This is a genomic window from Paenibacillus sp. FSL P2-0322 (genome assembly GCF_037975315.1).
In the GTDB taxonomy this organism is placed as follows: Bacteria; Bacillota; Bacilli; order Paenibacillales; family Paenibacillaceae; genus Paenibacillus; species Paenibacillus polymyxa_B.
Genome location: NZ_CP150243.1, coordinates 3,076,262 through 3,088,219, shown reverse-complemented (window position 1 = coordinate 3,088,219; position 11,958 = coordinate 3,076,262). Strand labels below are relative to the sequence as shown.

Genomic DNA, 11,958 nt, shown 5'->3' with positions numbered 1-11,958 from the left:
CAGGAAAGGGGTCCATCCATGAAACAGGGAAATGATAGAGCAAAAGTTCGGTTGGGCACGGGTGCCATGTATCATATGATGATGCTTCCGGGAATTTTATTTTTACTGGTATTCAGCTATGTTCCGATGGTCGGTGTCATTACGGCGTTTCAGGATTATATACCAGCCAAGGGGATGTTTGGCTCCAAATTTGTAGGGCTGAAGCATTTTATTTATATGTTTAAGCTGCCAGACATCGCACAGGTTTTTAGTAATACGTTGGTGATTGCCATTGCCAAGATTCTATTGGGAACAATGATGGCTATCATTTTTTCCATTTTGTTAAATGAGATCCGCATCAAATTCGTTAAAAAATCCGTACAGACAATTGTTTATCTGCCACACTTTCTATCCTGGGTAGTTCTAGCATCCGTGGTTGTTAACATGTTCAGTTTGGATGGAATTGTGAATCAAATTTTGGCTTTTTTCGGTCTGGAGAATATTAATTTTCTCGGCAGCAACACCTGGTTCCAGCCGCTGATTATTGGGACAGACGTGTGGAAGGAGTTCGGTTACAGTTCCATCGTCTATTTGGCTGCAATTACTTCGATTGATCCGGGTCTGTATGAAGCGGCAGGAATGGATGGAGCCAGCTGGTGGAGAAAAGTATGGCATATTACATTGCCAGGTATGCTGCCTATTATCCTGCTCATGGGAGTGATGAGTCTGACCAATATTTTGAGTGCCGGCTTCGATCAAATTTATAATCTGTATAATCCGGTTGTCTATGAGTCGGGAGATATTCTGGATACTTATGTATATCGGATTGGACTCGTTGGGCGACAGTATAGCTTCGGTACAGCTGTTGGCCTGTTCAAGTCAGTGATCGGTATTGTTTTGCTATTGTCCGCCAACCATTTGGCCAAGAAATACACCGACCGAAAAATATTCTAAGGAGGCAAAGCCTATGTCATATTCTGTAAGCCTAAAAGATCGAATTGGCCGGTTTGTCATCAATGCCATCGTCATATTGCTGGCATTGATCTGCCTTCTTCCGTTATGGAATATCGTTGCGATTTCATTCAGCAGCAGCGAGGCCGTGTCAGCTAATGCTGTAGGTCTCGTACCGGTCAATTTTACAACAGCAGCGTATACGAAAATTATCGATGATGCTCAGTTCTGGCGTTCCTTTGGCATATCTGTTCTACGTGTTGTGCTCACACTTATTCTCAACATGATTCTTATTATTTTAATGGCATACCCGCTCTCCAAGTCGAAAAGGGAATTTAGGGGCAGAAACATTTATATGAATGTTATGATTTTTGCCATGTTGTTCAGCGGCGGGATGATCCCGAGTTATCTACTGATCAAAAACCTCGATATGCTTAATACAATTTGGTCGCTTGTTCTACCGGGAGCTGTCCCTATATTCAGTGTCATCCTTGTCATGAACTTCTTCTCTGCTGTACCTAAGGCGCTAGAAGAAGCAGCATTCATCGATGGGGCGAATCCGCTCCAGGTGCTGTTCAAAGTATATGTTCCCGTGTCCATCCCTGCGCTGGCGACGGTAGCACTATTCAGTATCGTGGGAACGTGGAATGATTTCTTTAGCGGTTTGATCTATATGACCCAAGTCAGCAATTATCCGCTAATGACTTATATTCAGTCCCTTAACGTGAATATTGCCGAACTTCTTCAATCCGGCACCAACTCAGCACAACTCAGCAACCTGACTGAAATTTCAAACAAAAATCTAAATGCGGCCAAAATCGTAGTCGCTGTCATCCCGCTACTGCTGATTTATCCGCTGCTTCAAAAATATTTTGTGACTGGAATTGTTGTAGGATCGGTAAAAGAGTAATTGTATGATGTGACTTGATTAAGATAAAAACACTATGCGTCTATTGGAAAGGTTGTAATGAACAATGGAAAATAAAAATTGGTGGAAAGAAATCGTTGTATACCAGATATATCCACGGAGCTTTCAAGATAGTAATGGTGATGGAATCGGCGATTTGAAAGGAATTGTTTCCCGTCTGGACTATTTGCAGCAACTCGGTATCGGTGCGATTTGGCTATCACCAGTTTGTAAATCCCCTCAGGATGATTTCGGTTATGATATTTCGGACTATCGGGATATTGATCCGATGTTCGGGTCTTTGGATGATATGGGGATGTTAATTCATGAAGCTGGGAAACGTGACATTCGAATCATATTGGATTTGGTGTTGAACCATACTTCCGATGAGCATCCATGGTTTCAAGAAGCAAAAAAAAGCAAAGAAAATCCGTACCATGACTATTATGTCTGGAGAGATGGCGTTGAAGGAATGCCACCAAACGACTTGGGTTCCATCTTTGGTGGTTCAGCTTGGGAATGGGTACCCGAGATAGGACAATATTATTTACATCTTTTTTCTGTAAAACAGCCGGATCTCAACTGGGAAAACCCAAAAGTCCGACAAGAGATTTACGAAATGATCAATTGGTGGATAGGCAAGGGTGTAGGCGGTTTTCGGCTTGACGTAATTGACTTAATCGGAAAAGAACCAGATTTGAAAATTACCAGCAACGGGCCGAATCTGCATAAGTATATCAGGGAACTCAGCAAGGAGACGTTTCAAAAAGCTGGAGACCTGCTGACGGTTGGAGAAACATGGGGCGCTACGCCAGAGATCGCCAAATTGTATAGCAACCCGGACGGCAGTGAGTTTTCAATGGTATTTCAATTTGAACATATTAGTTTGGACGAACAAGAGGGGAAAGGGAAGTGGGATCTTAAGCCTCTAGATTTTCAAGAATTAAAAAAAGTGTTATCTAAATGGCAGACAGAGCTGAAGGGGGATGCCTGGAACAGTTTGTTTTGGAATAATCACGACTTACCCCGAATCGTTTCTCGTTGGGGAGATGACGGAGAATACAGGATAGAATCGGCTAAAATGTTGGCAACCCTTCTTCATGGCATGCGAGGCACACCATACATTTATCAGGGGGAAGAATTAGGAATGACGAATGTTCAATATCCAATTGAAGACTATCGGGATATTGAGTTACTAAATTTCTACAAAGATAGAATTGAGAAAGGATACTCTGAAAACAAAGTTATGGAGTCAGTCTTTGCAAAGGGGCGTGATAACGCTCGAACACCAATGCAGTGGGACGCTTCCGACAACGCTGGTTTTACATTAGGGAACCCTTGGATTAAAGTAAACCCGAATTATAAGGATATCCATGCACAAGAAAGTTTAAATAACCCTGAATCCATATTCCATTATTATCGGAAACTAATCCGATTAAGGAAAGATCATGAAGTGATCATATATGGGGATTATGAGCTGATGTATCCCGAGAATAAAGATTTGTTCGCATACACTCGAACGCTGAAAGGAACCAAACTACTTGTAGTATGTAATTTTCAAAAATACACAACCCATCTCCCACTTCAGAAAGAGCTGGCAGAGACTAAACAGCTGCTAATATCCAATTATCCAAATAACATGTCTGATATAGAAATGCGTCCTTATGAAGCGAGGATGTACCTTATCGATACACTCAATAAATGAAAATGAATATCGTACAAAAGTGTATGATCAATAAATTTCTAATCTTAACTGGTTGAAAAATATTTATGAATTGAATTTAGAATAAGGGAAAAAGGATCAAGCAATATGAAAAGGGCATGGTGGAAAGAAGCTGTGGCTTATCAAATTTTTTATGGACTCCAATGGGGATGGCATTGGTGATATAAAGAGGATGATTCCTTTCATAGTCGAGGTATGAAAGGAATCATGGATTTGTTGATCAATCACACAAGCGACGAACACCCGTGGTTTATCGAATCAAGATCTCTTCGCTAGATTTGATTACTTACAGAATAAAGCTGAGACAAGTGACCTAAAGCCATATATCCAGCGCAATGTTATGGCCAAAATGGATTTAAATGTAGTTAAAGAAAGCCAAGAAACCATTGCCAATCGTATGGATGGGAAAATTCTCAGGGAAGACGATTTTGAGTCATTTAGGTAGTTTATATCTCATGATTTCGGAGAAATCAATAAAGAGAATAAACGTATTTTCAATTTCCATCAGTTTAATCGTGAACGGGATACAGCCATTGTTTCCCTCATTTTAGGATCTGGTCTTAGGCTCTCTGAGGTAGCAGGTATTAACATTGAAGATCTGGATATAAATAAAGCTTTAGTGCGTGTTATACGCAAAGGTAATAAAGAACAATATGTATATTTCAGCAAGCGTTACTGGATTTAGAAAATTATCTGCAGATCAGAGAATCTAGATATATCCCAGAAAAAAACGAACCTTTTTTGTTTATTGCAGCTCCCATAGGTCGTAAAGGAAAAAGCAGACGCTTAACTCAGCGATCCATAGAGAAACTGATCGAAAAATATGCTACAGCTTTTGGAAAACCAGCTTTAACCGTGCATTCTCTGAGACATTCATTTGCAACACGTTTTCCAACAGAAGTCATATAAGAAATGGGATAAACTTGTTGTCACTGAACATCAACGGACAAATATCACGAGAGGTGTCGGATGATAAAAACATTATCTCATTAATTGCTGCGGAAATCGCGGCTTTTTTATTTTATGAGATAAAGTTCTTGTCAAAACCAAATGACAAGAACTTTATCTCATCACCGATTTTGACAAGAATATTATCCCATTTCCAACAAACCAATTCGGGTTATTGTACCATTTCACGATAGGAGCACCCCTTGAGTCACGGGCTTGATCGTTCACAGCCGAAAGTGGAAGATCTATAATCTTAGGATCATCATCGGAAGTATTGAGAAGCACATAGACGAATTGAAGACTTTATACATTTTTACAATAAGATACGTGCCTGTTATCTTCTGTCGCAATTTCTATTTTAGCGGCTTTTTTATGTTATCGGTACAAGTTCTTGTCCCGAGCCAAGGACAAGAACATGTTCCGATTGCCGATTTGATGATGATCTAAACAGATAACTTACAGTCCACTATTCACCACAACACACAAACTGATGTTCATTCGAAGGTCATGTTTGATTTTCGTGTGTAAAACTGGGTGGAGAGTTGGCTATTTCTGATGAGACGAGCGAATACAGGTGGGTTCCAAAGGAAAATGTTCAATTCAGTAAGCCCATTAATATACGGGTGAAACCTTCTTCCAAGATGAGCCACTATACAATCCAACGTTTGCTTTCTTCAGGCACAACAGGCTTGGTTTCATCTGAACGGGCAGGATAGAGCAATAGCGACAAGACCTATCCCAGTAGTTCTTTGGCTCCGTTCATCATTAAGGGCATAGCCTGTTTAACAAATGATTCCGCACTTATTGGGCACCCCTCATTGTTCCAAACGTAAGCAGCCCCATACATCCCCCAACTTAACATGATAGAAGCTGTATTTATTAAGAAGTGCGCGTTTGGACTCGATGGCATCTTGTCTTTGTCTATAAAGGAAAGAAGTATCGTTTGAATTTTTTCCTTTATTTGAATTTCGAATACAAGTCCAAGCGATGTATACCTTCTTTTGCACATCGTGCTTAGACCCTTGTGAAAATCGCACACACCCAGAAAAATACTCTGAATTGTTTCTTCATTTAGAACTTCGTGACCGTTTATTCTACGATTTATGATTGTCATAAATGATTCCATTAGTTTGGCCTCAAGAATTTCGAATTTATCTACAAAGTGCGCATAAAAAGTCGCTCTGTTAACAGTAGCCCGCTCTGCAATATCCCTAACGGTTATCGATTCAAAGTCTTTTTCTTGAATTAATGAAGCAAAAGCGTCTTGAAGGAGTCGCCGTGTACGTATCACACGAGGATCAGCTTCATTCTTTTTAATGGTCATCGTTAAGATCTCCCCTAATAAAACGACATTATAGAAATGGTGTTGTCTATACAACGGTTTATGGTTATTGATGATTGCGTACCATTCGGTTGGTATTATAACATATAAATACAACAAGTGTTGTTCAAACTACTAATGTTGTATTGAAACAAAATGCAGAATGCTGCTTTTCCAAAAGGAGGAGAGAACCATGTCGGTTTCACAACCGTCACTAACGATGGAGCACCAACTTTTTTTTGATGTTATTGGAGAACGCCGGTCAGTTCGTAGCTATGATCCCGAGATCAAGATTTCGCGGGAGGAATTGACCGAAATATTGCGGCAAGCCACGCTCGCTCCTTCAGCCGCTAACCTGCAGCCGTGGCGTTTTCTAGTTATCGACTCGCCGGAGCTGAAGCAGAAGCTGCTTCCGATCGCATTCACTCAACAGCAAGTGGTCGAGGCTTCGGCTGTCATTGCGCTACTCGGAGATTTGGAGTGTTATAAATCGGCCGAGAAAATCTACGGAATGGCGGTCGATGCGGGTTACATGCCTGCAGAGACGGCTAAATCGTTCGTGGAACGCTATACCGGGATGTATTCGAGCATGCCGCCCGAGGCCATCCGCGAAAAAGTTTATACCGACGGCGGGCTAGTATCGATGCAACTCATGCTTGTCGCCCGCGCTAAAGGCTACGACACGGTATCGATGGGCGGCTACAACAAACAAAAGTTCATGGAAGCGTTCCGGATATCAGAACGCTACGTTCCGATTATGCTGATCGCCATCGGCAAGGCGGCGAAGCCCGGTCATCCGACGGTGAGGCTGGCAGTTGATGATGTAGCTTTCTTTAACGAAATGCCTAGAGAATAACAAAATGAAAAAGACTTGGCGCCCGCATAATCAACGGCCAGCAGAGACTTGAGGGATACCATCGTTAATTTCAATTCTTGTTTTGCTCGATTGCTCGGGACGGTAGTACAAAAAGATACCAGCTTGAAGCGCTCGCAAAGATTGAACAGCAGATGCTAATGTTGTAATCGTTCCTTTCGAATAACAACGAAGTTATTGGTGGTATTCAGCTTACAATTAATTATTCCGAGGTTTTCGAGATTAGGTACAACATGAGGTTAAATTGAGGGTGTTCGTGTAGACAGGATTATTATGGCAAAGGAATTGGAGAGTCCCCATTTTGTTATACTATTAATGAGGCTAAAACAATGGGTTACGAAATAATCTAACTGACAACCATACACACCGTAAAGATGCTACAGATTCAATAAACGACTTGGATTTGTTGCTAGTCAAGATAGTATGAAATTCACTCAGTAATTAGTCCATACAACTAACGCGAAACGTTAGTTGTACAACAGTATGGAGCAGTTTTGCCAGTTGGCAGCTGCTCCATTTTTATTAAGCTAACCAGGTTAGCGCAGCCGGCCAAACGATCGGCTGATCTTTTCATTACGCTTATGGGCAGGTTAGTGGAATTAATGTAAAGAAGGGAACACTTCATAACCGTGGCCTAGAATTGCCGAACCCCATTAGGTAGCGTTTGCGTAAAAGCGAAAGGATAAAGTTCTGAGATACATTCAATGCTACTTCGGATAAACTTGATTCTTTTCAAATAAATTCCTAACCTGATCGGCCATAAATTGTGTGGAATGCGGCATTTGATGACGTACCCACCACTCCACAATGCCAATAAAAGCAGAGGCCATGAATTGGGCTTTTAACTCATTGTCGATAACGGGCTTATTGTCAGTACTTTCCATTTTATTCATAAGATTGACTGAGATGAAATTCAGCAATCGGTCCCGGAATAGAAAGGCTCTTTGATTGGAAAACATAGCAGAGAAAAACTGGAAATTGTCACGCAAATAATCAAAAACCGGTTTGGGCTCTTGTACCATTCCTTGGCTAAGCGGATTGGCCTCCCGTTTCTTGCACAACGAAATCAATTCGTTGATGTGATCTTCAATGCATTTATCCAAAAGGTCGTATTTGTCACTGTAATGCAGATAAACGGTGCCGCGGTTAACATTGGCACGCTCCGCTATCTCGTTAATAGTGATTTGTTCAAAATCTTTTTCCGAAAAAAGCTCCAGAAACGACTTCGTTATGGACTGCTTGGTTCGGAGAATGCGTCGGTCGGTTTTAACAGCGTTTTCCATTCCTTTCGTTACCTCCTTCAGTTAATCAACAATTCTTAGGGTGTTGTTGTATATAAAACAAATACGCATCCATTAACCATTGAGTAATCGGGGCTTCTGTCTATAATATTAATCAACGACCGTTAAATATTCAACACACGTCACCAAGAAAAATTTTGGGTAAAGGAGCATTTAACAATGGAAAATATACGAGATAAAGTGGTGATTATAACTGGAGCCTCCAGCGGAATAGGGAAAGCTACAGCGAAGTTGTTGGCACAAAATGGCGCAAAGGTGGTATTGGCAGCCAGAAGAGAGGAACGTCTGCATGCGATTGCTAATGAAATTAAACAGGGTGGCGGCGAGGCCGTTTCTGTAAAAGCAGACGTCGTTTCTGCCGAAGATATGCAGAATTTGGCCAAGTTTACCTTAAGTGTGTATGGCCGAATTGATGTATTGGTGAACAATGCAGGGGTCATGCCGAGTTCCAGGCTGAATGAATTAAGAGTAGAAGAGTGGGATCAAATGATCGATGTGAACATCAAAGGCGTTTTATACGGTATCGCAGCGGTATTGCCTACCATGCGGGAGCAGCAGTCCGGTCATATCATTAACCTATCCTCTACAGCCGGTTATCATGTGTCCCCTACAAATGCCGTATACGCGGCCACCAAGTTCGCAGTTAGAGCCATCTCGGAAGGGCTGCGCTTGGAAGAGTCTTCGACTTCGCGTATTAGATCTACCTTGATTGCTCCTGGTCTGACGAAGACCGAACTTTTTGACAGCATTACCAGCCCGGAAGTGCAGACGATCGCCAATCAAATAAGCGGCATAGGGATTTCTCCTTACAGTATTGCTAGAGCCATCGCGTTTGCCATTAATGAACCTGATGACACCCTAATCAGTGAAATTATGGTTAGGCCGACCGCGTTGCCTTGAACATTTCCAAACAAGATGATAGGGAATTTTCCTTATGGCTGAAAATCAAAATACTGGTCATCCACCATCTAAGGCTATTATCCAACTGTAAGCTGATAACGGAAAGATGAATTTACTTTATATATAACAAGAGCTATCATGTTAAATTGTTTTTTGAACTAACTGGGAACGTTAGTTCAATGAAACAGCGACAGTCTAGGACTTTATTTTCTGTCGCTGTTTCAATTTCTAGGGTAAGTCTAAAACTTATTTTATGGAGTCTGACGGTATGACAATTCAAAAAGCCGCGCGGAATAAGAACATCCAGTCTAATCGGGAGACAAGAACATGGTCCCATTGAAAGTCACTATTATAGCGGCTTTTTTGTTTTATCGGTACAGGTTCTTGTCCCGATTGCCGTAATGAACACAAACATGATCCAATTAACAATTAGACATTTATCTATACATTTGTAAAATAGCAAATGTCGTTATGCTTACCTCAGAAATTTCAGAGTAAGACTTTAAATTTCATCAGTGGGGAGACGATTGCCCCTGATCCGCCCCAAATGCTCTTCTACTGCCATCTGCAGGAGCGCTAGAAGCTTTACTACAAAACCGCAGTGAAAGAAACAGACCACTTCAGATTGAAGTAAAAGTAATTTAAGTAATTTAGTTTAAGAAAAAGGAATGCTTAAAGTCGATCTGAAAAATGCCTGTTAGTGGTCGTGGAGCACTTAGTGATCTTAATGCACCTTCATATCTATTCTCTATATTAACTGACCCTCGCATCAAAAACATCGAATAAGATTGATCAAGGAGTGGATTTTGAATAATGATGTCTTTAACCCACAGTAACAACCATCATCAGATTCCAAGTGGTTTTTCGAGCACATTTTAACAACCTGCGAAAATGATCGTCAATCGAATTGATGTAATTTGACATAGGCTTAACAATTAATAAAATTCTTGGTTTCGAGGGGGGATTGGAGAAATGTAGCTGTAGTTCAGCAAACCTGGAGCTGTCATATATACGAGTGAGACAAAATGGAATCAACCCGGGCAATACCAAATCTGCACTGCTAAGTGTCATTTCCTCCGTTGTGGCAGATGTGGGTTCCTCTCCATAGGACGTCATGTACCAGAATTCATCACCTCTCACGTCTACATGTTGCAGCTCAGCCTCGTCTACCGTTGTACCCAACCCGGAACTCGTTGATACGATTGAATTCATTGGAATAGATGGATTTTAACCTGAAAAATATCGAGGGAAAATCATTTTTTTCATCACTATATTGTACAACCTGTTGTCTATAAAGTGGGATGTAAACGAATACAACAATTGAATTCATCATGTTATTATGAATCCACAGCAAGAAAGAAGTTAATCCTGCTGAGTAAAAGGAAATATAAAACAATTTGCAAGGAGGATTTTTTCAACCCTTTGGGATTGGAAATGGATTTAAAACTAGCTTCGAAAACTAACATACCAGGAGGAATTAACATGTCAAATTCAAAAATTAAAATCGCCGTAGCTTGTGGAAGCGGAGTAGCAACTTCTACTATCGCAGCAGATGGAGTGAAAGAGGTATTAAAAGAAGCAGGAATTGAACATTACGATATCATTAAAACGAGTATGGCGGAATTACCGAATATTATTGACAACGTCGATATTGTTCTGACAACTAATAATTTTAAAACCGATGAAAAGCCATATATGAACATCATGGGATTTGTAACAGGGCTTAATGAAGAAAAATTGAAAAATCAATTGGCTGAAAAACTGCTGGATTTAAAAAATAGTTAAGGTGGTAGATCATAATGGATACTGTGCATAATATTATTAAATCTATTACTGATATGGGAGCAACAGCTATTTTACCAATAATAATCACCGTATTAGGTCTAGTTTTTCGAATGAAAATTGGAAACGCTATCAAATCAGGCCTTTTAGTTGGGGTAGGCTTCTTAGGTTTAACATTAGTTGTTGGCTTGCTCAATTCCTCCCTAAAACCGGCAGTTGATTATTATGCAAAAATCGGTTCTGGATTTACAATTGCAGATATTGGATGGCCAGCTGTAGGGGCGGCATCTTGGGTGCCTCCTTTTGCAGCATTAGCAATTCCTCTTGGTTTAATTATTAATCTAGTATTAGTTCGACTTAGATGGACAAAAACGTTAAATGTGGATATATGGAATTACATGCATTTTCTAATTCCAGGAGCTTTGGCTTACTTTCTTTTTGACAGTTTCTGGTTAGGGTTGGTAGTAACATTGGTGATGTCTGTTATTGCTCTATTCGTTGGTGATTTAATTGCTTCAAAATGGCAAGAATACTTTGGTTTAGAAGGTACAACCTGCACAACTATTATTTATTCAGCTTGGGGTTATCCGATTGCCTGGCTGGTAAATAGAATCATTGATTTCATTCCTGGTTTAAATAAATTGGAGTTTTCTCTGAGTAAAATTAATAAAAAAATAGGCGTTCTCGGGGACCCAGTTATTATTGGATTTATTGTTGGATTAGTTTTAGGGGCAATTACTAAAAGACCTGTTACAGAGATTGTGACTATGGCCACAGGGATAGCTGGAGTTATGGTATTAATGCCTAAAGTTGTTGGAGTGATGATGGACGGGCTATCTCCAATTGGGAAATCGGCAAAAGACTTTATGATTAAACGCATGGGGAATAACTCCAATCTAAATGTGGGGATGGATATTGCGCTAGGCTTAGGCGATCCGACTACTATTACAACTACAGTCGTTTCTATTCCAATTGTTATGTTATTGGCACTCATTTTACCTGGAGTTCAGTTCTTTCCAATAGGACTGTTAATGTCTGTTACCTATATTTCTGTAATGTGTACGTTAACAAGTAAAGGAAATCTATTCCGTTCTATTGTGTCGACAGTAGTATTTTGTATTATCACATTTTATTTGGCAGGATTTGTTGCACCAGGTGCAACACAGATGCTTAACAGCGCAGGTGTCGAGTTAAAAGGTTTAGGGACAGATGTTACTTTTTCTGAGATATGGAACTTATTAATTTATTGGGTAAGCACTTTAGTTAAATAAA

The 11,958-nt window shown here is 40.4% G+C and carries 10 protein-coding genes and 2 pseudogenes; 9 read left to right on the top strand and 3 right to left on the bottom strand.

All coding sequences use genetic code 11. The features are described 5' to 3' along the window. Window positions 1–18: 18 nt before the first annotated feature. From MKY24_RS13360 to MKY24_RS13340, 5 genes and pseudogenes are all read left to right on the top strand, one after another. A complete protein-coding gene (locus MKY24_RS13360) occupies window positions 19–933 on the top strand; it encodes an ABC transporter permease subunit (protein WP_023988799.1) in 915 nt (304 codons plus the stop codon). Between the two features lie 13 nt (window positions 934–946). After that, a complete protein-coding gene (locus tag MKY24_RS13355; RefSeq protein WP_023988798.1) occupies window positions 947–1,840 on the top strand; it encodes a carbohydrate ABC transporter permease in 894 nt (297 codons plus the stop codon). A gap of 64 nt (window positions 1,841–1,904) precedes the next feature. Further along, window positions 1,905–3,542 carry an alpha-glucosidase gene (locus MKY24_RS13350; protein ID WP_339200173.1) on the top strand — a complete coding sequence of 546 codons (1,638 nt, stop codon included), beginning with the start codon at window positions 1,905–1,907 and terminating at the stop codon, window positions 3,540–3,542. Window positions 3,543–3,647: 105 nt separating this feature from the next. Then, window positions 3,648–3,833, top strand: a pseudogene (locus MKY24_RS13345) (alpha-amylase family glycosyl hydrolase); the annotation flags it as partial. A 4-nt stretch (window positions 3,834–3,837) separates the two neighbouring features. Beyond that, window positions 3,838–4,451, top strand: a pseudogene (locus MKY24_RS13340) (tyrosine-type recombinase/integrase); the annotation flags it as partial. A 790-nt stretch (window positions 4,452–5,241) separates the two neighbouring features. Here the strand turns inward: MKY24_RS13340 and MKY24_RS13335 are convergent. After that, the gene (locus MKY24_RS13335; protein WP_023988795.1) at window positions 5,242–5,832 is read right to left on the bottom strand and encodes a TetR/AcrR family transcriptional regulator; all 591 of its coding nucleotides are present in this window, start codon (window positions 5,830–5,832) and stop codon (window positions 5,242–5,244) included. A 190-nt stretch (window positions 5,833–6,022) separates the two neighbouring features. Here MKY24_RS13335 and MKY24_RS13330 point away from each other — a divergent pair, with 190 nt between their 5' ends. Next, on the top strand, window positions 6,023–6,685 hold the full coding sequence (locus MKY24_RS13330) for a nitroreductase family protein (RefSeq protein WP_023988794.1): 663 nt from the start codon (window positions 6,023–6,025) through the stop codon (window positions 6,683–6,685). Between the two features lie 725 nt (window positions 6,686–7,410). Here MKY24_RS13330 and MKY24_RS13325 read toward each other — a convergent pair. Further along, entirely contained in the window at window positions 7,411–7,986 is a 576-nt protein-coding gene (locus MKY24_RS13325) for a TetR/AcrR family transcriptional regulator (protein ID WP_068939620.1), read from the bottom strand. Window positions 7,987–8,163: 177 nt separating this feature from the next. On the opposite strand from MKY24_RS13325, the gene MKY24_RS13320 reads away from it, so the two are divergent. Beyond that, a complete protein-coding gene (locus MKY24_RS13320) occupies window positions 8,164–8,904 on the top strand; it encodes an SDR family oxidoreductase (RefSeq protein WP_023988792.1) in 741 nt (246 codons plus the stop codon). A gap of 822 nt (window positions 8,905–9,726) precedes the next feature. Here MKY24_RS13320 and MKY24_RS13315 read toward each other — a convergent pair. Further along, window positions 9,727–10,116 (bottom strand): hypothetical protein, encoded by a 390-nt coding sequence (locus MKY24_RS13315; protein ID WP_142657871.1) that lies wholly within the window; start codon window positions 10,114–10,116, stop codon window positions 9,727–9,729. Between the two features lie 270 nt (window positions 10,117–10,386). On the opposite strand from MKY24_RS13315, the gene MKY24_RS13310 reads away from it, so the two are divergent. Both MKY24_RS13310 and MKY24_RS13305 read left to right on the top strand, forming a co-directional pair. After that, complete coding sequence (locus MKY24_RS13310; protein ID WP_049828419.1) at window positions 10,387–10,689, top strand: PTS sugar transporter subunit IIB; 303 nt, start codon at window positions 10,387–10,389, stop codon at window positions 10,687–10,689. Between the two features lie 14 nt (window positions 10,690–10,703). After that, window positions 10,704–11,957, top strand: a complete 1,254-nt coding sequence (locus MKY24_RS13305) for a PTS transporter subunit IIC (protein ID WP_023988790.1) — start codon at window positions 10,704–10,706, stop codon at window positions 11,955–11,957. Window position 11,958 lies beyond the last annotated feature (1 nt).